The following is a 24,338-nucleotide window of genomic DNA, read 5'->3' on the forward strand; positions in this document are numbered from 1 at the left end:
AAATTCACCGACAGTTAGAAAGCGGGGTGTGCAACAGAGAATCGCCCTTCTGGGCGCCGTGCTACTGGCCGTCACAACGGCAGCCGTACCGGCTCAGGCGGCACCCACTCCGCCCCCCGCCCAGGTAGAGCCCGCGAAGACGATCACCCTCATCACCGGGGACAAGGTCACCCTCCGCGCGCTTGCCGACAAGCAGACCCAGCTCGACATCGCTCCCGGCCCCGGCCGGGAGAAGATCGACTTCGTGCACCGCCGGTCCACCGACGGGCTCAGCATCGTGCCCGCGGACGCGATGCCCCTCCTGGCGGCGGGCACGCTGGACCCCCGGCTGTTCAACGTCACCCGGCTGGCCGAGCTCGGCTACGACGACGCCGCCAGCCCGCAGCTCCCGCTCATCGTGACGTACCCGGAGCAGGCCGATGCCGGCACGCTCCGCGCCGCCGGCGGGCGCCCGCTGCCCGCGATCAACGGCGTGGCCAGGAGCGAGCCCCGTACCGGCGCGCTGTGGAAGACGCTGACCGCGCAGGCGAGGACGGCGGCCGCGCCGGCCAAGATCTGGCTGGACGGCAAGGCCAAGGTGTCGCTCGACGTGAGCGTCCCGCACATCGGCGCGCCCACAGCGTGGGCGGCCGGCCACACCGGCAAGGACGTCCCCGTCGCGGTCCTCGACACCGGCTACGACCCCGGGCACCCGGACCTCCAGGGCTTGGTCGTCAAGGCCCAGAACTTCACCGCCGAGCCGGACACGGCCGACCTCCACGGCCACGGCACCCACGTCGCCGCCACGATCGCCGGCTCCGGTGCCGCCTCGGGCGGCAAGAACAAGGGCGTGGCCCCCGGCGCCAAGCTGATGGTCGGCAAGATCTGCGACCAGGGCGGGTTCTGCACCGACTCCGCCATCATCGAGGGCATGACGTGGGCGGCGGAGAACGGCGCCCGCGTCGCCAACCTCAGCCTCGGCGGCCCCGACGCGCCCGGAACCGACCCGCTGGAGCAGGCCGTCGACAGCCTCACCGAGCAGTACGGCACGCTGTTCGTGATCGCCGCGGGCAACGACGGGCCCCAGAACCTGGGCTCCCCGGGTGCGGCCGACCGCGCGCTGACGGTCGGCGCCTCCAACCGCGACGCGGACTCGGTCGCGAACTTCAGCAGCACCGGCCCGCGCGCCGGCGACGCCGCCGTCAAGCCCGACCTGGTCGCCCCGGGCGTCGGCATCGTCGCCGCCAGGGCCGCCGGCACCTGGGCCGGGATCCCGGTCGACGACTCCTACACGGCGATGAGCGGCACGTCCATGGCCACCCCGCACGTGGCGGGGGCGGCGGCGATCGTCGCCGGCCTGCACCCCGACTGGAAGGCCGACCGCATCAAGGCGGCTCTCATGGCCTCCACCGCTCCCGGCGCCGAGCTGGGCGCCTACGTCCAGGGCTCCGGCCGGGTGGACGTCGCCCGGGCCGTCACCCAGCAGGTCACCGCCGAGCCCGCCTCGCTCTCCATGGGAGAGGTCGAGCTGCCCGACAACGAGCCCAAGGAGCGCACGCTCACCTACCGCAACGACGGCGACGCCGCCGTCCGGCTGGAGCTGGAGGTGACGGCCAAGGACGCCCACGGCGAGCCGGCGACGCCGTTCACCCTCGGCGCCACCTCGGTCGAGGTGCCCGCCCACGGCACCGCGCAGGTCACGGTGACCGCCCGGCCGGGGGCGACCGGCATGTACAGCGGCACGGTCGTGGCCAAGGGCGGCGACGTCACCGTACGCACCGGCATCGGCATGCGCGTCCAGCCGGAGAGGCACGGCCTCAAGCTCGCCTTCACCGGCTCGGACGGGCAGCCCACCAAGCTCGCCTTCGCCGGCCTGATCGACCTCGACACCAAGGAACAGACCAACTACGACGTCGCCGGCGGCACCCTGGACCTGCGGCTGGAGAAGGGCCACCGGTACACGGTCGTCATCCTGATGGAGGACCACGACGGCACGCTGGTGATGGCGGCCGAGCCGGAGTTCACCCTCGACGCCGACCGCACCGTCACCGCCGACGCCCGCCGCGCCAAGCCGGTGGACGTGCGTACGGAGGAGCCGACCGCGCGGCTGGCCATCGGCATGCTGGGCATGCTGCAGCTGATCGAGGGGAAGCAGCCCCTCGGCGTGGACGTCGACCTGAACTCCATGTGGGGCGCCGACCGCGTCGAAGGCATCAAGGCCATCCCGACGACCCGGACGGCCAGCAAGAACTTCGCCTACTACCGCTGGACCCAGTGGGCCAAGCCGAACGGCGAGGGCCGCTTTGACGCCAGCCCGTACTTCTACCACCTGATGAAGGCCGAGCCGGGCATCCCCGCCGACCCCGGTTACCGGCCGAGCCGCCGCGACCTGGCCGAGGTCACCTCCACGTACGCCGCCCAGCAGGACGGCAAGCTCGGCGAGCACATGGCGCTGCCCGTGCTGTACGGGAAGGAGCTGGCCTGGATGCCGTACAGCCACGTGTCCCGCTTCCCGCTCCCGTTCCACCGGACCGAGTACTACTCGCCGGGTGACACCGGCTGGTACCCGTCCTTCGTCCAGTACAGGGACCCGCCGGAGGGGCTCAACGACCTCGACCAGTTCTTCTTCGGCCAGACCACCACCTACCGCGCCGGCCAGAAGACCACCGACCGCTGGAACAACGGCGTCTTCGGGGCCGGGCTCAACCCCGACAGCGACTACAGCTGGCGGGAGGAGAACATGCTCCAGTTCGCGGTGGGCATGTTCGAGGACCCGACGCTCGACCGGCACTCCGTCGGCGACTACTTCGCACCGCAGGCCAAGCTCTACCGCGACGGCAAGGAGATCCACTCCGCCGAGTTCCTGCCCGGCTGGGTCGACGTGCCCGCCGAGCAGAACGAGAGCGACTACCGGCTCACGATGACCGCCGACCGCGCGCCGACCCTGACCAAGTTCTCCACGCGGGTCAGCGCTGAGTGGCGGTTCCGGTCGAAGACCCCCGAGCCGGGCACCCGGCCGGCGCTGCCGCTGCTGACCGTCAAGGCCAGTCCGGAGCTCGACGACCGCAACCGGGCGGCCGCGGGCCACGCGCGCATCCCGCTCCGCGTCCAGCGCCAGGACGGCTCGCCCGACCTGAAGCTGCGCACGCTCAGCATGGACATCTCCTACGACGACGGCCGCACCTGGCTGCCCACGCTGGTGCACCCGTCGGCCAAGGGCGGCTGGTCCGCCGACACCTGGCACCCGGCCGGGGCGCGCGGGAAGTTCGCCTCGCTGCGGATCAAGGCCGTCGACACCGGCGGCAACGCCTTCGCCCAGACCGTCATCAGGGCGTACGAGATCGCCTGACGCGAATCAGGCCTGACGCGAATCAGGCCTGACGCAATCAGGCCTGACGCAATCAGGCCTGACGCGACCAGGCCCGCGACACAAGCCTGCAACCAGGAAGGCCCCGCCACGGCGGGGCCTTCCGTCCGCGGATCCCGGAGGACGTCAGCGGACGCGTTCGAGCACGACGACCGGGATCTCCCGGTCGGTCTTCTGCTGGTATTCGTCGTAGTCGGGCCAGGTCGCCGCCATCACCCGCCACATCTCCGGCTTCTCCTCCGGGCCGGCGGTGCGGGCACGGGCCTTGAACTTGTCGCCCTTCACCTGCACTTCGACGTCGGGCGCGGCCTGGAGGTTCTTGTACCACTGCGGGTGGTCCGGATCGCCGCCCTTGGACGCCACCACGAGGTAGTCGTCGCCGAAGCGCTGGTAGATGAGGGGCGTCGTGAAGGGCCGGCCGGACTTGCGGCCCTTCGTGGTCAGGAGCAGGACGACGGTGTTGTTCCAGTCGTGTCCTTCGGCGCCGTCGGTCTCCTGGTAACGCCGGACATGTTCCTTGCCATAGAGCATGCCCGTCTGACTACCCAGCGGTGGCGTGACCTCACCGTTACTCGACGGGGTCTGTACGAGAAGTTAACACGGCTGGCACACTGCATTTGTGTAAGCGCTTACAGCAGGCAAGGATGAAAGCGCTTACACGAAGGGAAGACACAGGCTCATGGACGTGACCATCTACGAAGTGGCCAAGCGGGCGGGCGTGTCGATCGCGACCGTGTCCAGAGCCCTGCGCGGCACCGGCCCCGTGGCCGCCAGGACGCGGGAGAAGGTGCTCCAGGCCGTCGAGGAGCTCAACTTCACGCCCAGCCGCCTGGGAGTCAGCCTCGCCGAGGGCCGCCACGCCGCCAACGGCATCGTCTTCCCCGACCTCGCGGGTCCCTACTACACGGAGGTCCTGCTCGGCTACGAGGAGGTCGCCTCGGAGCTGGGCCGGTCGGTGGTCATCCTGTCCACGAAGGGCCGCACCCGGGTCAACGACCTGGTCAAGGACCTGGCCGGGCGGGTCGACGGCATGCTGATCTTCGGTCACACCGTGCCCGATCCGCTGGTCGCCGAGCTGGTGCGGCTGGGCGTGCGGCTGGTGTTCATCTCCCGCGACCCGTTGCCCGGCGCCGACACCCTGCGCAGTGAGAACGCCGGCTCCGCGCACGCGCTCGCCCGCCACCTGACCGGCCACGGCTACGAGCGATTCGCCTTCCTCGGAGCGCCGCTGACCAGCCGGGACGACGTGGACGAGCGCTGGCAGGGCGTCCGGGCCGCGCTCGGCGGCGCCATCGACGCCGTGGACACCCGCCACTACACCGTGGAGTGCGGCTTCGAGGCCGCCGTCAGGCTGCTCAAGAGCAGGGGCAGGCCGCGGGCCATCGTCTGCTCCGACGACGAGGTGGCGCTGGGGGCGCTGCTCGCCGCCGAGGAGCTGGGCCTCGACGTGCCCGGCGACGTGGCCGTCACCGGCTGGGACGACATCATGGCCGCCCGGCACGCGCGGCCGGCGCTGACCACCGTACGTCAGCCGATGCGCGAGCTCGGCGCCCGCGCCGCCCGCGCCCTCGACGAGCTGATCACGGGGGTCCGCGACACCCCGAGCAACCTCATCCTGCCCACCGAGCTGGTCATCCGCTCCAGCTGCGGTCACCACCCCCAGGAGGCACGAACATGAACACCACCACCCGGCGCGCCGCCGTGGGCGTGCTGGCTCTCGCGATCCTGGCCGCGGGCTGCGGCCGCAGCGCGGAGCGGGCGCCCGAGCAGGCGCAGGACGTCACGACCGGCAAGATCACGGGGGAGGTCACGGTCTGGGCGATGGGGGAGGAGGGCAAGGCGCTCGGCGCGTTCGTCAAGGACTTCGAGAGCGCCAACCCCGGAGTGAAGGTCAACGTGACGGCCATCGGCTGGGACGTGGCGCACGACAAGATCACCGCGGCCATCGCGGGCGGCGCCACCCCCGACGTGAGCATGATCGGCTCCACCTGGTCGGGAGAGCTGGCCAAGACCGGCGCGCTGGAGCCGACGCCGGGCAACCTGGTCGACAAGGCGGCGTTCTTCCCCGGCGCCTGGCAGACCGTGGACGTCAACGGCACCGCGTACGGCGTCCCCTGGTACGTCGAGACCCGCGTCCTCTACTACCGCACCGACCTGGCCAGGAAGGCGGGGGTCGAGCCGCCGGGGACCTGGCAGGAGTTCACCGCGTTCGCCAAGGCGCTCAAGGAGAAGGGCGGCGCCGCGGACGGCTTCAACCAGAGCTACACCCTCGGCGCCTCCTGGCAGGAGGTGCTGCCGCTGATCTGGCAGGCCGGCGGCGAGATCGTCAAGGACGGGAAGTACACCTTCGACACCCCCGAGGCGGTGACCGCGCTCAAGCAGTACGAGTCGCTGTTCCGGCAGAAGCTGGCCCCCACCGACACCCCCGCCAACGCCTTCCCGCAGACGTTCATCAAGGGCCGGGTCGGCGGCTTCTTCTCCGGCCCGTGGATGATCGGCGTGCTCAACAACGACGGCGGCCCCGGTTTCGCGGACAAGTTCGACGTCGCCCCCTACCCGAAGGGGCCGGTGTCGGCGACGAGCTTCGTCGGCGGGGCCGACATGGCGGTGTTCAAGAAGGCGAAGAACCGCGACGCGGCCTGGAAGTTCATCCAGTGGCTGAGCGAGCCGCAGGTGCAGGCCAAGTGGTACACCACGGTCAAGGCCCTGCCGGCCGTGCAGTCGGCCTGGCAGCAGCCCGAGCTGACCGCGGACAAGCAGCTCGCGGTCTTCGGCGAGCAGCTCAAGGACGCCAAGACGCCGCCGCCGTTCCCCACCTGGGAGCAGGTGGCCCGGGTCCTGGAGGCCGAGCTGGAGAAGCTGGCCCGCGGCCGGTCCACGCCCGAGCAGACGGCCAAGGCGATCCAGTCGCAGGCCGACACGATCGGGACCGGCCTGTAGTGCCATGACGGTCCTCACGAGGCAGGCACCGGCCGCCCCGCCCCCGGTGAAGGTCAGGAGCGCGTTACGCCGGTCGGGCATCGGCTGGGTCTTCATCCTGCCGTTCGTGGTGCTGTTCGCGGTGTTCTACCTGGGGCCGCTGCTCGTCGGCATCGGGATGAGCTTCACCGACATGCGCAGCACCGACGTGGCCGACCCGCTGGCCGTCAACGTGGTCGGGATCGACAACTACCTGCGGCTCATCAACGACGGCGCCATGCGCAGGGCGGCGGTCAACACCGTCGTGTTCGTGGTCACGGCGCTGCCGCTGACCATCGGGCTCGGGCTGGCCGCCGCCGTGCTGCTCAACTCCGGCATCGCCCGCCTGCCCGCCGCCTTCTTCCGGCTCGGCTACTACCTGCCCAACATCACCAGCATCATCGGCATCGCCGTGGCCTGGAAGTTCCTGCTGGAGCCGGAGGCCGGGCTGGTCAACCGGCTGCTGGAGCTGGTCGGCATCCAGGGGCACAACTGGCTGGAGAGCGAGAGCACCGCGCTGCCGGCGATCATCGTGATGACGGCCTGGCGCAGCTTCGGCTTCGACATGGTCGTGCTGCTGGCGGCGCTGCAGAGCATCCCGAGGGAGCTGTACGAGGCGGCGGAGGTGGACGGCGCCGGCCGCTGGGCCAAGTTCCACTCGGTCACCGTGCCCTCGCTCCGCCCGGTCCTGCTGTTCTGCACGGTCTACAGCTCGGTGGGCTTCATGCAGTTCCTGGAGGAGCCGCTGGTCATGACCAGGGGCGGGCCGCTCGACGCCACGCTGTCGGCCTCCCTGGCCATCTTCAACCACTTCGGGGTCGGCAACTACGGCTACGCCGGGGCCGCCTCGACCGTGCTGTTCACCGTGATCGTGGCGCTCGCCGTACTGCAGCTCAGGCTGGGGAGGAACAGGTGAGAAGGACCCGCCGCCAGCGCGCGGTGATCTACCTCGGGCTCTCCCTGGGGCTGGCCCTGGTCGCCGGGCCGTTCCTGTGGACGGCGCTCAGCTCGCTCAAGCCGGAGCGGGAGATCAGGCGCGACCCGCCGACGTTCTGGCCGGAGACGTGGACGCCGGCCAACTTCACCGAGCTGTTCGAGCGGGTCAGCCTCGGCACCGCGTTCGCCAACAGCCTGATCATCGCGCTCGTCCTGGTCGCCACCAACCTGCTGTTCTGCTCGATGGTCGGATACGCCTTCGCCAAGCTCTCCTTCCGCGGCAAGAACCTGGCCTTCGGCCTGGTGCTGGTGCAGCTCGCGATCCCGGCGATCGTGCTCGTGGTGCCGCAGTTCGTGCTGATCGCGAAGCTCGGCATGGTCAACACCTTCATCGGGATCATCCTGCCGACCGTGGTGACGCCGCTGGGCGTGTTCATGATGCGGCAGTTCATCTCCGACCTCCCCGACGAGCTGATCGACGCGGCCAGGGTCGACGGCGCCAGGGAGTTCCGGATCTTCTTCACGGTCGTCCTGCCGCTGTGCGGGCCGCCGCTGGCCACGCTGGGGCTGATCACGTTCCTCGGCGCGTGGAACAACTTCCTCTGGCCGGCCGTGGTCGCCCAGAGCGAGGACATGTACACCCTCCCGGTCGCGCTGAACATCCTCAACGGCTTCGAGGGCACCCACTACAACCTGCTGGTCGCCGGATCGGTCGTGGTGATCGCGCCGATCCTGTTCCTGTTCGTCTTCCTGCAGCGCTTCTTCATCCAGGGCATCGCCACCACCGGCCTCAAGTAGAGGAGCACCTCCATGCGCAAGACGGTCCTGCTCGTGACGTCCTTAGCCGTGTCCGTCGCCGCGGCGCCGGCCCTGCCCGCGAACGCCGACAGCACGCTCCACCGCTACGCCAAGGACACCTGGAGATCGATGGCCGCCATGGTGGAGCCGGCCACCGGCCTGCCCGCCGACAAGGTGACCGGCGACCTCAGGACGCGGGCCAAGGTCACCTCGCCCACCAACATCGGCACGTACCTGTGGAGCACGCTCGTCGCCCGCGACCTGCGCCTGATCAGCGGCCGGGACGCCACCGACCGGGTCGGCAGGGTGCTCGGGGCCCTGGAGCGGATGGAGCGCGACACCCCCACCGGCCAGTACTACAACTGGTACGACCCCGCCACCCTCCAGCTCGTCCACACCTTCCCCGACTCCGGCGACCCGGTACGGCTGTTCGCCTCCAGCGTGGACAACGGCTGGCTGGCCACCGCGCTCATGATGGTCCGCAACGCCGTGCCCGCCCACGCCCGGGCCGCCGATCGCCTCGTGACCTCGATGGACTTCACGTCGTACTACGACCCCGCCGCCCGCCCCGACGCCGGCACCGGCCTGCTGCGCGGCGGCTTCTGGCCGGAGCGGCCGCCGGACGGCTGTTTCGTCGAGAGCGACTACGCCGGCACCGGCACGACCGTCTACTCGACCTGCCACCACTACGGCGCCCCCGCCGAGACCCGCATCGGCCAGTACGTGGGCATCGCGCTCGGCCAGCTCCCGCGCGAGAGCTACTTCGGCCCCTACCGCACCTTCCCGGACAACGCCTGCGACTTCGGCTGGCAGGAGCAGAAGCCGGTCGGGTCCTGGAAGCGGTACCTGGGCGTCAACGTCTGGGAGGGCACGTACGAGTACCGCGGCATGCGGTACGTCCCCAACTGGGGCGGCTCCATGTTCGAGGCCCTCATGCCCGACCTGGTGGTGCCCGAGGCCAAGTGGGCGCCCCGGAGCTGGGGCCGCAACCACCCGGTGTTCGTCCGGGCCCAGATCGAGCACGGCCTGAAGGAGGCCAGGTACGGCTACTGGGGCTTCTCGCCGTCCAACGACCCGCACGGCGGCTACCGCGTCTACGGCGTGGACCAGCTCGGCATGGACGAGCCCGGCTACACCTCCGACCGCGAGGAGACCCGCACCGACCCCGGCTACGAGGGCTGCCGCCCCGCCCAGCCGGCGCCCGAGACGTTCGGGGACGGCATCGTGACGCCGCACGCGAGCTTCCTGGCGCTGCCGTACGCGAAGGCCGCGGCGCTGGACAATCTGGCCCGGCTGCGCCGCGACTTCGACGCCTACGGCCCCGGCGGCTTCTACGACGCGATCGCGGTGCGCTCCGGGGTCGTGTCCAAGTGGTACCTGGCACTCGACCAGGGCATGGCCATGGCGGCCCTGGGCAACCTGCTCACGGGCGGCAACCTGCACCGGTACTTCGCCGGCTCCGGCGTGGAGGCCACGCTGCGGCCGGTGATGCAGCTAGAGGAATGGGACGTGCGATGAAACGGGGAAGCTCTTGATGGACCCTTCGACGGTCACCCCCTCGACCAGGCCCGCGCTGGAGGCCCCGTCCGGTCTCCGCGCGGTCCCGGGGGCCGGCCATGTGACGCTGACCTGGGATCCCGTGCCCGGCGCCATCGGTTACCTGGTGCACCGGGACGGGGTGCCGGCCGTGCTCCCGGACGTGGACGTGCCCGCCGTGCCCGCCTGCCGGTTCGTGGACACCGGGCACGGGGCGGCGGCGTACACCGTGGCCGCCGTCGCCGCCATGGACGCGACAGGCCCCTTCTCCCCGGCCGTCGAGGCGGCCCCCCTGCCCGCCGCGGCGGCCACGGTGTCGCTACGGGTGGACGCGCGGCGGGTGACCCGGGACCTGCCGCGGCCGTGGGCGTACATGGTGGGGTCCGAACACCTGTCACACCTGCTCAGCACCGACGAGACCGGCGGCCGCCCGATCGGCGAGGAGCTCGCGCGGGCGCTGCGGACGGTGCACGAGGAGCTCGGCGTCCGCACGGTCAGGGCGCACGCCATCCTCGGCGACGACCTCGGCGTGTACAAGGACGGCGCCTACGACTTCTCCGGCGTGGACGCGGTCTACGATCGCGTCGTCTCGCTCGGCCTGCGGCCCATCGTGGAGCTCGGCTACATGCCCCGCGACCTGGCCTCGGACCCGTCCGAGACCGTCTTCCAGTACGAGGCCGTCATCTCGCCGCCCAAGGACTTCGAGGCGTGGAGCGACCTGGTCAGGGCGCTGGTCGAGCACCTGGCGGACCGGTACGGCGTGCACGAGCTGATCGAGCACTGGGCCTTCGAGGTCTGGAACGAGCCGAACCTGGCGGTGTTCTGGTCCGGCACGCGGGAGGAGTACTTCCTGCTCTACGACGTCACCGCCGCCGCCGTGAAGAACGTGCACCCGGACCTGCGCGTCGGCGGGCCCTCCTCGGCCGCCAACGGCTGGGTGGAGGAGCTGCTCGCCCACGTCGCGGAGTCGGGCGCGGCGCTCGACTTCGTCTCCACCCACACGTACGGGAACGCGCCGCTCGACTGGCGGCCCACCCTGGCCAGGTACGGGCGGGACGTACCGATCTGGTGGACCGAGTGGGGGCCCACGCCGACCCACTTCCACGGCATCGGCGACGGCCCGTTCGGGGCGGCGTTCGTGCTGCACGGCATGAAGTCGGCGGCCGGCCGGATCGCGGCGCTGTCGCACTGGGTGGCCTCGGACCACTTCGAGGAGCTGGGCCGGCCGCCCCGGCTGTTCCACGGCGGGTTCGGGCTGCTGACCGTCGGCAACCTGCGCAAGCCCCGCTTCCACGCCCTCAGCCTGGCCAACCGGCTGGGCGACGCCGAGCTGGCGGCCGAGCTCGCCGGGGACGTGGCCGGCGTCGAGGCGTGGGCGGCGCGGCACGACGACGGCCGGGTCGGCGTGCTCGTCTGGAACGGCACCCTCAACGGCGCCCAGGCGGAGGGCGCCCCCGAGCTGACCCGTACGGTGGAGCTCACCGTCGAGGGGCTGGCCGGCACGTACACGCTCACCCACCACCGCATCGACCGCGACCACACCAACGTGGAGGCGGCCTGGGAGGCGATGGGCGGCGGCGACTGGCCGGTCGGCGGGCAGTGGGACGAGCTCCGGGCGGCCGACGGCCTCGACGAGCTCACCCCGCCCGCCAGCGTCACGGGCCCGTCGCTCACCCTGGCGTTCGATCTTCCCATGCCGGGCGTCTCGTTCGTCGAGCTGACCCCCAGCTGACCCCGATCTGATCCCGAGCTGGCCCCGAGCTGGCACTGCGGGCGGACTCGGGCCGGTGGTCCTGTACGGAGGGGCACGCCCGGTGAGAGTGTGTGCCCATGACGGATCCGGCCGTGGCGCTGGCGGCCCGCATCGAGCGGTTCGAGCGGGCCGCGGATCCCGAGCTGATCTGGGACCCCGCGGCCCTCTCGGAGGCCGAGCAGGCGATGCGGGCCTGCGCCGGGGACCGGTCCGACGCCACCACCTGGCGGCTGATCGGGATGCTGCACCTGGCCCGCTACCGGCTCGACCAGCGGACCACGCGGGACGCCGCGGTGGCGGGCGCCTTCTTCGCCGCCGTGGCCGTGGCGGACCCGGGCCGGCTGCCGGAGAAGCTGCGCGGCTCCAGGGTGCCGCCGGGCGAGTCGGCCGAGACCTGGGCCGGGCTGATCGAAGAGGTGTTCCGGCACGTGGACCCGGCCGCGTACCGGCATGTGGGGCTGCTGATCCAGGCGCTGGTCCGCCGCGCCATGGCGCACCCGACGCCGGAGGCGGCGGACCGGCTCGGGCAGTTCCTGCTGCAGGAGTCGATGCGCTCGCCCGACCCCTCCTGGGCGCCCGGCGCGCTGGGGCTGCTGGGCTCGGGTCTGGTGCGCCTGTACGGGCTGACCGGGGATCGGGACGTCATCGACGACGCGGTGCACGTGCTGCTGCGGGCGGCGCTGGGCGGGGACGGTGAGGCGGCCCCCGCCGGGGAGCTGGCCGCGGCGCTGGGGCTGGCGGCGCCCGACGACGAGGAGCTGGTCAGGGCGTACCTGGCGGCGGTCGAGACGCCGGCCGGCCGGGACCGGTCGCGGGCGCTGCAGGCGCTGGTCGACCTCACCGGGGCGCGGGCGGCCGCCTCCTGTGCGGACGCCGACCTGCTGGCGTTCATCAGGGTGGGGCAGTGCGCGCTGGACTTCTGGCACGAGCAGTGGGCGCATCCGGGGGTGCTGGCGCCGTACGCGGCGGGGCTGATCGAGTGGTACGTCGTCACGGGGAACGAGCGCTCGCTCGAAGCCGGCGTGGAGATGCTGGAGGCCCTGCACGTCACACCCGACGAGACGGCCCCGGGGCTCGGGACCGATCCCGTCGTACGGCTCCGGCTGCTGGGCGAGCGCCGCCGGCGCCGCTACGGCGTCACCGGCGACCCGGCCGACCTCGACGCGGCCGTGGACGTCATGCGCGACGCCGTCCGGCTCGCCCCCTCCGGTCATCCCGACCGGGCCGGGCTCCTGGCCGACCTGGCGAACGCGCTGCTGCGACGCGCCGTCGTGACGGGCGACGACCCGGCGGAGCCCGTCGCGCTCGCCCGCGCCGCCCTGACCGTCCTCGCCGACCACGACCCGGCCAGACCCGCCACCCTCCTGCTTCTCGCCCGGGCCCTCGCCCAAGCCCTCCCCACCACCCCCGTGGTGGCGAGTGAGGCCCCCGGCGCTCCTCCGCCTCTCACCGCCGCCGCGGCCGGTCACGCGGGCGTCGCCGTCGCCGACGAAGCCGTCGCCGTGCTGCGGGAGGCTCTTTCCGCCGGTGAGCGGCCGGACTTCCAGGTGGCGGCGTACGGGCTCGTCTCCGAGGTCCTGTGCTGGCGTGCCGTGCGGGTGGCGGGCGAGCGGCGGGCCGAGGACCTGCGCGAGGCGGTGCTCGCCGCGCGCCAGGGAGCGGAGCTGGCGCTGAAGGCCTCCCACGACCAGGTGCCCGCCCAGCGGGCGCTGTGCCGGGCCCTGCTGGCCCGTCATGCGGCGCAGGGCGACCCCCGCGACCTGACCGAGGCGCTGACCCTGGCCGGGGACGGCGACCCCGGCCTCCTCGCGGAGCTGAGCGCGACCCTCGACACCGTCCTGGACCCGGGTCGCACCCCCGGCCCGGGTGGCGGGTCGGGGGTGGATGAGCAGCTCGCGCTGGTCGCGACCGAGCTGGCGCTGCAGACACCGGACGAGGACGTGGCGCTCAAGCTGCTGCGTGTGGCGGAGCAGCAAGGGGCCGAGGCGCCGGGCGAGCGGGGTGAGTTCCTGCTCGGGGCGGCCGGGCGGCTGGCCGAGGCGGGCCGCGGGCGGATCGCGGGCGACGTGCTGGAACGGGCGGTACGGGCGTTCGAGGCGGCCGGGTCGCGGTCGCGGGCGGCGTACGCGCTGGCCCGCCTGGGCGGCGACCACGAGGACCAGGGGCGGCCGGAGCAGGCGCTGGCCGCGTACGCGCGCTCGGCGGCCGTCCACCACGACCTGGGCGACCCACGCTCGGAGGCGGCCCAGCTCGCCGCCATGGGCCTGGTACACCTGCGAACCGGCGACCCCGCCCGAGCCGTCGAGCACCACCTGCGCGCCATCGCCCTGTGCGAGGCGGCCGGGCTGGCCGCGGACGAGGCCGCCCACCAGGCACACGCGGCCGAGGCGTACCTCGCGGCCGGCGACCCCGCCGCCGCCGTCACCTGCGCGGCCCGGGCCCGGGACCTGCACCTGGAGCTCGGGCAGACCCGGGCCGCCGCCCTGGCGCTCGTCCACGCCGCCACGGCGGCCGTCGACCAGGACGACCTCACCGCGGCCGGGGAACGCATCGCCGCCTGCGCCATCGAGCTGGAGGCCGCCGGCGCCTGGGAGGACGCCTGCCGTGCGCTCGACGCGCACGCCGTCCTCCTCGCCCGGCGCGGCCACCCGGGCCAGGCCGCCGCCTGCGAGACCAGGCTGGTGGAGATCGTGCGGCGCCGCGGGCGCCGGCGCGAGCCGGCCGACGAGTGGTACCGCATCGCGCAGCGCCGCCGCGGCCACGGCGACACCGGCGGGGCCCGGATCGCCTTCGAGCTGGCCAGGCGCGAGTACGAGGCCCTCGGCCACCGCGACGGCGCCGCGTCCGTGGGGTACAACCTGGGCGCCCTCGCGTACGCGGAGGGGGATCCGGAGTGGGCGCTGGAGGAGCTGGGGGCGGCGGGGGAGACGTTCGCCGGGCTGCGGGCGCGGGCGAAGGAGGCGATGGCGCTGACCATGCGCGCCGCCTGCCTGACCGCCCTGGGCCGCGTCGACGACGCCCTGACCGACCTGGACCGGGCCCTGGAGCTGGCCGCCGGGCAGGGCGACCTGGAGGCGCTGCTGATCGCCACGCTCGGGCGCGCCGCGGTGGACGTGGAGCTGGGGGAGCTCCAGGAGGCGGAGGAACGGCTGTACTCGGCGCTCGGCCTGGCCGCCGGGGACGCGCTCAAGGAAGCCGTCGTACGCGACCGGCTGGCGGCGCTCGCGGGCCGTACCAGGGATTTGGGGGCGCGGGCGGAGGCGCTGGAGGCGGCCCTCGCGGGCTTCCGCGACGCGGGCCAGGACCGGCTGGCCGCCCTCGCCTCGATCAAGCTCGGCTTCACCTTGGAGGCACGCGGGGAGTTCCGCCGGGCCCGGGCCGCGCTGGAGGAGGGCCTCGCGGGTCTGGAGAAGGCGCCGGACCTCGGGACGGCCGGAGCGCCGTTCGAGGTGGTGGCGGCCATGGCCGGGGACCCGGACGGTACGGTCCTGGCTCGGGTGGCCGCCATCCAGCTCACGCTCGGCGACCCCACCCGAGGCCGCGCCACCCTCACTCAGGCCCTGGCGTCCCTGCGGGCCGGCGGACGGCGGAGGGACGAGGTGGAGCGGCTGGAGCGCCGGCTGCGCATGGAGGAGGCGCAGGCGGCGGGCGACCTGGAGACGGCCCGCGCCCTCGCCGAACAGGCCCTCGACCGGCCGGTGCCCGGGGAGCCGGACGACCGGTCCTACCTGCTGGCCAGGCTCTCGACGTACTGCCGCCGCCTGGGCGACCTGGCCGCAGCCTACGAGTACGCCGCCCGCGGGCACGAGTTACGCGACAGGCGCGTGATCGAGCACCTGCGCAACCTGGGCGCCGCCGCCGTCGGACTCGGCCGGGCGGAGACGGCGGTCAGGCATCTGACCAGGGCCGTCGAGCTGGCCCGCGACTCGGACTCCGCGCTCCCCGCCCAGCTCGTCCAGTCCCTCGGCCTGCTCGCCGCCGCCCTCACCGACGTGGCCCGCTGGCGAGAGGCCGCCCAGGCGTACGAGGAGGGGCTCGCCCTGGTCGAGGCCCCCGTCTGGCGGGCGCTGCGAGCCCCTTTGCTGGCCGGTCGCGCCGCCCTCCACCTCATGCTGGGGGAGCTGGACGCGGCCGGATCCCGCTACCGGGAGGCCATCGCGATCGGCGAGGAGCTGGGCCGCCGCGAGGACCTCGCCGCCGCCTACGCCGACCTGGGGCTGGTCCACGAGCTGCGCGGCGAGCCCGCCGAGGCCAGGCGGTTCGTGGAGCGGGCCCTCGACCTGGAACGCTCGCACGGCCGGGGCCGCGGCACGGTGCCGGCCCTGATCGCGCTCGCCGGCCTGGAGCGATCGGCCCTGGCGACGCCCGCCCAGGCCCGGCTGGAGGAGGCGCTCGCCCTGGCGCGGGAGCTCGGCTTCCGGGCGGGGGAGGCCGTGGCGCTGAGCCGCCTCGGCGCCCTCGACCTCGCCACCGCCTCCTACGCCCGCGCCCGGCGGCGGCTGACGGCGGCCATCGACCTGCTCGCCGGCCTCGGGCACGACCTGGAGCTCGCCACCGCCTGCCACCACCGGTCGATCGTCGCGGAGGAACTGGGCGACCTGCCCGGCGCGCTCGCCGACGCCGAGCGCGCCTGCGCCCTGGGCCAGGAGTCCGCCCGCGACCGGGCGGTCAGGCTCGCCGTACGCCTGGGCCTGGGGATGACCGCCTGGACGCACGCCGAACACGCCAAGCTCGACGCCTTGACGGCCCAGCTCGGCCACCGGCCCGATCCCGCGCCGCCCGGCGTGCCCGCCGACCTCCTGGAGGCCGAGCAGCGCGGCCTCGACGCCGTACGGACCCTCAGGTCGGCCGCCCGCAACACCCGCGACCCGGAGCGGGCCGCCCGGCTCCTCCAGCGCGCCCGCACCGCCCGGGCCGAGCTGGAGGAGCTGTGGCGGCGCATGGAACCCCTGGCCCCCGACCACGTCGCCACGCGCCTGGCCACCCCGCCCACCAGGGCACAGCTCGACGCCCTCGTCAGCGTCCCCGAGACCGGCGGAGGGGCGGTCGCGCTGCTGGGGTTCCACGTCTGCGCCGGTGAGGGGGAACTCGGCGGAGGCGGCACTCCCGGCGGTGGCGAGGCGGGGGACGGGGCTCCTGGCGGTGGCGAGGCGGGGGACGGGGCTGCCGGCGGTGGCGGGGGGAGCGTGGTCGTGCTCGCGCACCGTACCGGCTGGCCCGAGCCGCGCGCCTTCCTCACCACCGTGGACCGCGCCCTCCTGACCGACTTCCTCGGCACCGCCGACGGCCGCCGGCCGGACCTGCTGGACATCGAGGCCCGCCGCCGCCGCGCCGACCTCTGGGGCCGCCTGGCCGACCGCCTGCTCTCGCCGGCCCTCCAAGCCCTCGGCGACGACGTCAGCCTGCTCCACCTGTTCCCGCACGCCGAGCTCCACCGCGTCCCGCTCCACGCCCTCTCCCCGGGCGGACGCCCGCTGCTCGAACGCTGCCCCGTGGCCTACGCCCCCTCCGCCGCCGTCCTGGCCCGCCTGACGCGCAGGCCCGCGGCCCGGGGACGCGGCTCCCTGGTGCTCGGCCACACCCCGGACGCCGCCGCGCGACCCGTCGTGGCGGCCGAGGCCGGGGACGTCGCCACCCTGCTCGGCACCCCGCCGCGCACGGGGGAGGACGCCACGTCGGCCCTGCTGCCCGGCTCGTGGGACGTGGTCCATCTGGCCTGCCCCGGCGTGTTCGACGACGCCGACCCGCTCGGCTCGGGGATCCGCCTCTCCGACGGCCTGCTCACCGCCCGCCGGCTCATGGGCATGAGCGTGGACGCCGGCCTCGTGCTGGTAACCGCGCACGAGCCCGGCACGCCGGAGAACGGCCCGCGGGACGGGAGCGGGGTGGCCGCCCTGGGGCACGCCCTGCTGCGCGCGGGCGCCAGATCAGCCGTGCTCGCCCTCTGGCCCGTCTCTCCCGAGATCACCCGCGCCCTCATGCGCGACCTCCACGCCAGGCTCCGCGCCGGCGACGGAGGCGGCCAGGCCCTGCGCGCCGCCGTGCTCGGGCTGCGCGAGCTCTACGGCTCCGCCGAGCCCGAACTCTGGGCGTCGTACGTGCTCGTGGGCCTGCCGGACGGCTCGCCCGTCCACTTCGAGCCGGGCAGCAGCGTGACCAGCACCAGATAGCCGAAGAAACCCAGGGCCAGCCCCACCGCGTAGCCCCCGAACACCTCGGGCAGCTCCAGCGTCGCCGCCACCAGGCCCCCTCCGACCGTGGCCAGCACCGCCGCCAGGTCGGCCAGCCCCGCGCTGGTCTGCCTGCGGCGCATCGTCCCGTAGGAGATCCAGCCGATCACCAGCCCGAAGCAGATCGCGCCGAGCACCGCCATACGAGGGCCTCCAACTTCGCCGGGAGAGATCGCCGTTCACGATCGCACGCGCGGGGCCGAACTGGCTAGAGGAAGGAGCGGCATGCCCGGTCAGAGGTAGGACTTGGTCGCGCTCACCAGTTCGGCCGCGGCGTCGCGCGTGTCGACGTAGAGGGCGGACTCGGGGGTGCGCTCGCGCACGTCCTGGTCGCGGATGGCGAACACGGCCGGGGCCACGCCCACGTCGCCGTAGTGCTCGGCGACGGCCTTCCCGATCGCCTGCCGCACGTCGCCGACCACCTCGCGCGAGGTGTGGCCGGTCCCGGAGGCGGCGAGGTAGCCCAGCATCCCGGCGAAGCGCAGCTCGCCCTCGCCCGCCGGGCGCGGGTCGGGCTGGTCGAGCCAGAACACCTTGCCCGCCAGGAACGCCTCGTAGCCTGCGCCCTCGCGACCCAGCACGCGGGCCGTCTCGGCGAGCAACTCCCCGAACTCGGCCAGCTCCGCCGAAGGCGGCAGGTCCGTGGTGACGAACAAGGGCACGATCAGCGAGTCGAGCATGTGACTATCCCTCCGTGAGGTGCCTCATCGTAGGATGCCGCACCGACAATCCCCGCGCCCGCCACGCGTGCCGACCGGTAAGGTCACCGGCATGGCGGCGGCTCTCCTGATCACCGGCACCGTCGGCGCCGGCAAGACCTCCGTGGCCGAAGCGGCGGGAGACCTGCTGGCCGCCGCGGCCGTGCCCCACGCGGTCATCGACCTCGACTGGCTCCGCCGGGCCTGGCCCGCGCCCCCGGACGACCCGTTCAACGGCGGCCTCACCATGCGCGACCTGCGCGCCGTGGCCGCCGACTTCACGGCGGCGGGCGCCGAGCGGCTGGTGCCGGCCGGGGTCGTCGAGAGCCGGGCGGAGCGGCGGGCTCACGAGGAGGTGCTCGGCGTCCCTCTCGCGGTCTGCCGCGTCCACGTCGAACTTCGAGAAGTGCACCGGCGGCTGCGGGCCCGCCACTCGCTCGACCCCCAGGGGCTTGACCGGCACCTCAAAAGGGCGCGGGAATTGGCGTCCATCCTGGACGAGGCGCGGGTGGCGGACTTCGCCGTGGACGGCACCGAGGGCCTCCCCGCGCAGGTGGCGGCCAGAGTCGTCGAAGCCTGGCAGGCGGGCTAACGCTGCGTCCACTCGTCCTCGAGCGCCGAGTGCACGATCGAGTCACGCCACCCGTGCGGCGTGTGCACGTGGTGCCGGATGCGGCCCTCCTCGACCATCCCGGCGGTCAGCATCGCGAGCTGGGCGGGCAGGTTGGCGGGGGAGCGGGCGCCCCAGATGCGGTGCAGCCCGAGCTGCTTGAACCCGAACGCCAGCAGCAGGCGTACGAGGTCCGTGCCGATGCCCCGGCCCCACTGATCATGGCGCAGCCCGAACCCGATCTCCGCGCTGTGCGGATGGTCGGTCTCGATCTGCAGGCGGGCCACCCCGATGACGTCATGGCGGTCGGCGTCGACCACGGCCAGCACGTAGAGGTGGCGCGGCTCGGCGGCGGCGGCCTCCAGGGCGCGGTCGACGAGCACGGCCACCTCCTGCGGGCTGCGCGGGGCGAACGGCAGGTGCTGGGTGGTGGCGGGGTCGCCGTAGACGGCGTGCAGGGCGGGCACGTCGGCCTCCGTCACCTCACGGAGGCCGAGCCGCTCACCCTTGCAGACCACTCGGCGCATGCGCCGAAGGTAACGCGAGTCCCGCGATCTCTACAAGCCCTTGTCAAGTCGCGAGTTGACTCCCGTAAGCGCGCGCGACAAGTTCGGCGACAGCGCTGTGGGCGCCGAGCGGCTCGGCGTGGCCGGCGTTGATCGACGCCGCGGCCTGCCCCACGATGCCCTGCGGGGCCTCGTGGCCGATCATGCAGGGCGCGATGGCCAGGCGCTCCGCGCCCGCGCCCCGCAGCCGCTGGGCGGCCATGCCGACGCCGGGCTCGCTGTCCAGCGAGGCGGCCACGACCGGCAGCGTGAGCCTGGACGCCAGGAGCACCGCGGTGGCCTGCACGGCGTGCACCGCCCGCTCGCCGCCCACCGTGGCGAGGATGACGGCGTCCACGGGGCTGGAGACGTTCAGCAGGCGTACGCGGTCGGCCCGGGCCAGGCCGCGCTCGGCCAGCCGGATGTGCAGGGCCTCGGCCAGCAGCGGGTGCGGCCCGAGCGCCTCGGTCACGACGGCCCCCGAGCCGCTGGCGGCGACGGCCTTGCCGATCTCCGCCATGATGGCGGGATCTTCCCAGGTGAGCAGCGGGACGACGACGGCGTCCCGGCCGGCGGGCAGGGAGTCCGCCAGGTCGGTGATGCTGGTCAGCCGCACCTCGATCTGCGGGTTGTCCACGCGTACCACGGCCGCGATCTCCTCGGCCACGCCATCGGTGCCGCCGGGGGTGGCGAGCACGAGCATGGGGGCGTCCGGCGGCAAGGACGTGGGCACGGGACGGCGGTGTCGGCCGCCACCCGGCCGGGGGGAACGTTCTCGTACAGGCAGGCTCACAGGCGCGCAGTTTATGCCTATTCGGGGGCGGTTGTTCTGTGAATCGATGGCGATTGCGTCACAACGCCCGGCGTGTGACCGAGATTACATCGTGATCCCTGAGAACGTTGACTTATCTACACAAAACGGAAACCCTGGAGCAACTAGAAACGCGTTCTAGAGCGACAGCCACAGGACCGTCCCCGGAGGATGGGAATGAAGCCGTTCTATGTCCGCGAACTGAGCGTCTACCCGGTCGGCCGCCGGCGGATCCTGCTGCTGGCGGTGGCCGTGCTCGCCAGCCTGGTGGCCAACTTCGAGACCACGCTCGCCACGATCCTGCCGCTCCTCATGTCGGACCTCGACATGTCCCTCACCGTCTACGGGCAGCTCGCTGCGTTGTCGGTGCTGGTGGGCGGGCTCTCGGCGGGGTTCGGCGGCATCCTGTCCGACCGGTGGGGGCGGGTCACGATCCTCGTGCCGACCCTGACGATCACGGCCGCCTGCAACTTCCTGCTGGCCACCGTGGACAGCGTGGCGGGGCTGTTCTGGGTGCGCTGCCTGATGCTGTTCATCGAGGGCGCGGGCATCACGATCACCGCGTCGCTGGTGCGGGACTTCTCGCCGCGGCTGGGGCGGGCGCAGGCGTTCGCCTTCTGGACGTGGGGGCCGGTCGGGGCGTCGTTCCTGGCCTCGTTCATCGCGGGGTTCACGCTGCCGCTGTTCGGCAACGCGTGGCAGTCGCAGGCGATCATCATGGGCGTCGTGTCGCTGGTGATGTGCGCGGTCATCATCTGGAAGATCGCCGAGCCGTCGGCGGCGCTGCGGGCGCAGGTGATGGAGGCCGAGCAGGAGCTGGTGGTGGAGGAGGACGTCCGCCACGGCCGCGTACGCGAGCTGTTCAGGCACCCGCACCTGTGGGCCCACGTCCTCGGCAACACCGGCTGGCAGGTGCTCTACTGGACGTTCGCGATCTTCGGGCAGACCATCCTGGCCTCGGCCTTCGGCATGGACCCGGCCGCGGCCAACCGCGTGGTGGCGCTGGGCATCGTGCTCAACGCCCTGGCCGTGGTGGTCGTCGGGCGGCTGTCGGACCGGCTGCGGCTGCGCAAGCCGTTCACCGCCGCGGGCACCGTGCTCACCGCGGCGGCGCTGGCGTACTTCATCGCGCTGATCGGGCCGGGCGTGGCCACCGGGCACGTCACCGCCGTGTACGCGCTGCTCTTCCTGTTCATGGGCATCGCGTACGTGCCGTGGATGGCCAACTTCTCCGAGGACGCCGAGGACGTCGAATCCCGGCTGCAGGGCTCCGCGCTGGGTATCTGGGGCATGGTCGTCCGGGTCATGATCGTGGTCCTGCTGGTCGTCTCCCCGATGGTGGTGGAGTCGGGGGGCTGGCAGCTCTGGCTGGGCGTGGCGCTCGGCGGCCAGATCGTGTTCCTGGTCTCGATGGTGGCCTTCCGGGGCCGGTGGCGGCCCGCCAGGCCGGTGGCGCCGCCGAAGGTGCCGGTGTAGGCGCAGGTGTAGGCGCAGGTGCGCCCCGCGCGGGCGGCGTTGGCAGCCGCCGCCCGCGACTTCCGCGGCGTTTCCTGCGGAGATCAGGCGAAGGGTCCCACCTGCGGGGCCCTCCGGGTGGGTCCGGGCGTGGTGTCGGCCAGGTCGAGGTCGCGGGTCTCGGGGGCGATGGCCAGGCCCACGGCGGTGACGGCCAAGGCGATGACCACGTAGACGGAGACCGCGACCGTCGACCGGTACGACTCGAAGAGCTGGATCGCGATGATCGGGGCGAGCGCCCCGCCGACGATCCCGGCGACCTGGTAGCCCATGGAGGCGCCGCTGTAGCGCAGCCGCGTGCTGAACAACTCGGCGATGAAGGCCGCCTGCGGGCCGTACATCGCGGCGTGGGTGACCAGCGCCACGACGGCGGCCAGCGCGATCAGCGGGAACGACTTGGTGTCGAGCAGCGGGAAGAACACGAACACCCACACCGCCGCGCCGACCACGCCCGCGAAGTAGACCGGGCGGCGGCCGTACCGGTCGGACATGGCGCCGGCCAGCGGGATCAGCACGAGTTGCAGCGCCGAGCCGATGAGCACGGCGTTCAGCGCGTACGAGCGGGGCAGGTCCAGCACGCCGGTGATGTAGACGATGATGTAGGCGGTGAAGGTGTAGAACGCCACGTCCACCCCGATCCGCGCGGTGAAGGCCGACAGCAGCGCGCGCGGGTGCGTGCGCAGCACCTCGACCAGCGGCATCCTCGCCTTGGCGCCCTTCTGCTCGACCTCGGCGAACAGCGGCGACTCGGTGATCCTCAGCCGGACCCACAGGCCCACGAACACCAGCGCGCCCGACAGCAGGAACGGCACCCGCCAGCCCCATGACAGGAAGGCGGCGTCGGTCAGCGTGAAGGACAGGATGGTCAGCAGGCCGGTGGCCAGCACGTAGCCGGCGGGCACGCCGACCTGCGGCCAGCTCGCGTTGAAGCCGCGGCGCCGGCCGTCGCCGTGCTCCAGCGACATGATCACCGCGCCGCCCCACTCGCCGCCGAGCCCCAGGCCCTGCACGAACCGCAGCAGCGCCAGCAGGGCCGGGGCCAGCACGCCCACGCTGGCGTAGCCGGGCAGCACGCCGATGAGGAACGTCGCGACGCCCATCACCAGGAGCGTCACCACCAGCACGGTCTTGCGGCCCACGCGGTCGCCGAAGTGGCCGAACACGATGCCGCCGAGCGGCCTGGCCACGAACGCCACGGCATTGGTGGTCAGCGAGGCCAGCGTCGCGCTGACCGGGTCGAGGGAGGGGAAGAACAGCTTGGGGAAGACCAGGGTCGCCGCGGTGGTGTAGAGGAAGAAGTCGTACCACTCCAGCGACGTGCCGATCAGGCTGGCGAGGATCACCCGCCGGGTCTGTTGCGCGGAGCCTGACATCCGATCGCTCCTTGTAGTCGAGGGGGGATAATTATCAACGTAAGGATCGTTGAACAATTCGACAAGAGGTTTGCTCCATGATTCCCTGTTAAATGTGGATGACGCGGTTGCTGATCTCTCCCAGGACCGGCCCCGACTGGGACGCAGCAGCACGGCCGAGCGGGTGGCCGACATCCTGCGCGACCGCATCAGCGAGGGCTTCTTCCAGCCCGGTCAGCGGTTGTCGGAGGAGTCCATCTCGGAGGCGCTCGGCGTGTCGCGCAACACCCTGCGCGAGGCGTTCCGGCTCCTGAGCCACGAGCGGCTGCTCGACCACCGGCTCAACCGGGGCGTGTTCGTCCGCCTCCCGTCCGCCGCGGACGTGATCGACCTCTACCGCGTGCGCCGCGTGCTCGAAGGGGCGGCCGTGCGGCGCACCCCGCCCGAGCAGGCGCTGGCCCTGATCAAGGAGACGGTGCTCGACGCCGAGCGGGCCGCCGCCCAGGACGACTGGCAGGGCGTCGGCACCGCCAACATCCGCTTCCACCAGGCCCTGGTCTCCATGAACGAGAGCCCCAGGATCGACGAGACCATGCGCCAGCTCCTGGCCGAGCTGCGGCTCGTCTTCCACGTGATGGAGAACCCGCGGGCCCTCCACGAGCCGTTCGTCGACCGCAACCGCATCCTGCTCGGGCTGATCGAGTCGGGGCCGCCCGAGAAGGCCGCCGCCTATCTGGACGACTATCTCGACCACGCCGAGCGGCTGCTCGTCCACGCCTACGGGCCGAACCGCTAACGTTTGCGCATGGACCGGACCTTCACCCTGGACGAGGCCCGCGCGCTGCTCCCCGCCGTCATGGAACAGGCGGCCGAGGTGATCGCGGCCCGCGCCGACCTTGCCGAGATCGACTTCGAGCGGCGCTCCGGGGGCCGGTCCGAGCTCGGCGGCCTGCCCGAGCTCAAGGGGCTGCAGGCCCGCATCGAGGAGATCCTGAGCGGGTGGAGCGAGCTGGGGATCGAGGTCAAGGGCATCGCGCCGGTGCTCGTCGACTTCCCCTCGGTGCTCGACGGGGTGTCGGTCCGGCTGTGCTGGATCGAGGGGGAGCGGGAGCTCGCCTGGTATCACCGTACGGAGCTGGGCTTCGCCGGTCGCCGGCCCCTGTAGTTCCCGGTACGCCCTCGACGCGGCGGGCGGCAGGGAGTCCATGGACCGGCTCGCCGCGCTCGTGGCCGATCTGTGACCAACCGGC

General features: G+C 73.1%; 18 protein-coding genes. 12 read left to right on the plus strand and 6 right to left on the minus strand.

The features are described from left to right. The first annotated feature begins 28 nt into the window (after positions 1–28). Positions 29–3,328 (plus strand): S8 family serine peptidase, encoded by a 3,300-nt coding sequence (locus tag ACBJ59_RS09715; RefSeq protein ID WP_375109816.1) that lies wholly within the window; start codon positions 29–31, stop codon positions 3,326–3,328. A 144-nt stretch (positions 3,329–3,472) separates the two neighbouring features. On the opposite strand, the gene ACBJ59_RS09720 is transcribed toward ACBJ59_RS09715, so the two are convergent. Beyond that, complete coding sequence (locus tag ACBJ59_RS09720; protein ID WP_375109817.1) at positions 3,473–3,877, minus strand: nitroreductase family deazaflavin-dependent oxidoreductase; 405 nt, start codon at positions 3,875–3,877, stop codon at positions 3,473–3,475. Positions 3,878–4,031: 154 nt separating this feature from the next. On the opposite strand from ACBJ59_RS09720, the gene ACBJ59_RS09725 reads away from it, so the two are divergent. The 7 genes from ACBJ59_RS09725 (at position 4,032) to ACBJ59_RS09755 (ending at position 17,497) form a co-directional block, all read left to right on the plus strand. After that, complete coding sequence (locus ACBJ59_RS09725) at positions 4,032–5,024, plus strand: LacI family DNA-binding transcriptional regulator (protein ID WP_375109818.1); 993 nt, start codon at positions 4,032–4,034, stop codon at positions 5,022–5,024. Beyond that, the gene (locus tag ACBJ59_RS09730) at positions 5,021–6,286 is read left to right on the plus strand and encodes a sugar ABC transporter substrate-binding protein (RefSeq protein WP_375109819.1); all 1,266 of its coding nucleotides are present in this window, start codon (positions 5,021–5,023) and stop codon (positions 6,284–6,286) included. The genes ACBJ59_RS09725 and ACBJ59_RS09730 overlap by 4 nt, the downstream gene beginning before the upstream one ends. Positions 6,287–6,290: 4 nt before the next feature. After that, positions 6,291–7,220 carry a carbohydrate ABC transporter permease gene (locus tag ACBJ59_RS09735; protein ID WP_375109820.1) on the plus strand — a complete coding sequence of 310 codons (930 nt, stop codon included), beginning with the start codon at positions 6,291–6,293 and terminating at the stop codon, positions 7,218–7,220. Beyond that, positions 7,217–8,038 carry a carbohydrate ABC transporter permease gene (locus tag ACBJ59_RS09740; protein WP_375109821.1) on the plus strand — a complete coding sequence of 274 codons (822 nt, stop codon included), beginning with the start codon at positions 7,217–7,219 and terminating at the stop codon, positions 8,036–8,038. Before ACBJ59_RS09735 ends, ACBJ59_RS09740 begins: the two co-directional genes overlap by 4 nt. A gap of 12 nt (positions 8,039–8,050) precedes the next feature. Next, positions 8,051–9,556, plus strand: coding sequence for a glucoamylase family protein (locus ACBJ59_RS09745; protein WP_375109822.1), 1,506 nt, complete (start codon positions 8,051–8,053; stop codon positions 9,554–9,556). Positions 9,557–9,572: 16 nt separating this feature from the next. Continuing rightward, complete coding sequence (locus ACBJ59_RS09750; protein ID WP_375109823.1) at positions 9,573–11,306, plus strand: hypothetical protein; 1,734 nt, start codon at positions 9,573–9,575, stop codon at positions 11,304–11,306. A 98-nt stretch (positions 11,307–11,404) separates the two neighbouring features. Then, on the plus strand, positions 11,405–17,497 hold the full coding sequence (locus ACBJ59_RS09755) for a CHAT domain-containing protein (protein ID WP_375109824.1): 6,093 nt from the start codon (positions 11,405–11,407) through the stop codon (positions 17,495–17,497). Here the strand turns inward: ACBJ59_RS09755 and ACBJ59_RS09760 are convergent. Beyond that, complete coding sequence (locus ACBJ59_RS09760; RefSeq protein WP_375109825.1) at positions 17,389–17,700, minus strand: hypothetical protein; 312 nt, start codon at positions 17,698–17,700, stop codon at positions 17,389–17,391. The two genes, ACBJ59_RS09755 and ACBJ59_RS09760, sit on opposite strands and share 109 nt — an antisense overlap. Positions 17,701–17,790: 90 nt before the next feature. Then, complete coding sequence (locus tag ACBJ59_RS09765; RefSeq protein ID WP_375109826.1) at positions 17,791–18,237, minus strand: hypothetical protein; 447 nt, start codon at positions 18,235–18,237, stop codon at positions 17,791–17,793. A 91-nt stretch (positions 18,238–18,328) separates the two neighbouring features. On the opposite strand from ACBJ59_RS09765, the gene ACBJ59_RS09770 reads away from it, so the two are divergent. Continuing rightward, complete coding sequence (locus ACBJ59_RS09770; protein WP_375109827.1) at positions 18,329–18,847, plus strand: hypothetical protein; 519 nt, start codon at positions 18,329–18,331, stop codon at positions 18,845–18,847. Here ACBJ59_RS09770 and ACBJ59_RS09775 read toward each other — a convergent pair. Then, a complete protein-coding gene (locus ACBJ59_RS09775; RefSeq protein ID WP_375109828.1) occupies positions 18,844–19,392 on the minus strand; it encodes a GNAT family N-acetyltransferase in 549 nt (182 codons plus the stop codon). The two genes, ACBJ59_RS09770 and ACBJ59_RS09775, sit on opposite strands and share 4 nt — an antisense overlap. Positions 19,393–19,435: 43 nt before the next feature. Beyond that, a complete protein-coding gene (locus tag ACBJ59_RS09780) occupies positions 19,436–20,143 on the minus strand; it encodes a sirohydrochlorin chelatase (RefSeq protein WP_375109829.1) in 708 nt (235 codons plus the stop codon). A 255-nt stretch (positions 20,144–20,398) separates the two neighbouring features. On the opposite strand from ACBJ59_RS09780, the gene ACBJ59_RS09785 reads away from it, so the two are divergent. Then, positions 20,399–21,697, plus strand: a complete 1,299-nt coding sequence (locus tag ACBJ59_RS09785; protein WP_375109830.1) for an MFS transporter — start codon at positions 20,399–20,401, stop codon at positions 21,695–21,697. 83 nt (positions 21,698–21,780) lie between these two features. Here ACBJ59_RS09785 and ACBJ59_RS09790 read toward each other — a convergent pair whose 3' ends face one another. Continuing rightward, entirely contained in the window at positions 21,781–23,109 is a 1,329-nt protein-coding gene (locus ACBJ59_RS09790; protein ID WP_375109831.1) for an MFS transporter, read from the minus strand. 94 nt (positions 23,110–23,203) lie between these two features. Here ACBJ59_RS09790 and ACBJ59_RS09795 point away from each other — a divergent pair, with 94 nt between their 5' ends. Both ACBJ59_RS09795 and ACBJ59_RS09800 read left to right on the plus strand, forming a co-directional pair. Next, entirely contained in the window at positions 23,204–23,884 is a 681-nt protein-coding gene (locus tag ACBJ59_RS09795) for a GntR family transcriptional regulator (protein WP_375109832.1), read from the plus strand. 9 nt (positions 23,885–23,893) lie between these two features. Then, entirely contained in the window at positions 23,894–24,253 is a 360-nt protein-coding gene (locus ACBJ59_RS09800) for a DUF2203 domain-containing protein (protein ID WP_375109833.1), read from the plus strand. Positions 24,254–24,338: the final 85 nt, after the last annotated feature.

This window comes from Nonomuraea sp. MTCD27 (genome assembly GCF_041950495.1).
Lineage (GTDB): Bacteria > Actinomycetota > Actinomycetes > Streptosporangiales > Streptosporangiaceae > Nonomuraea.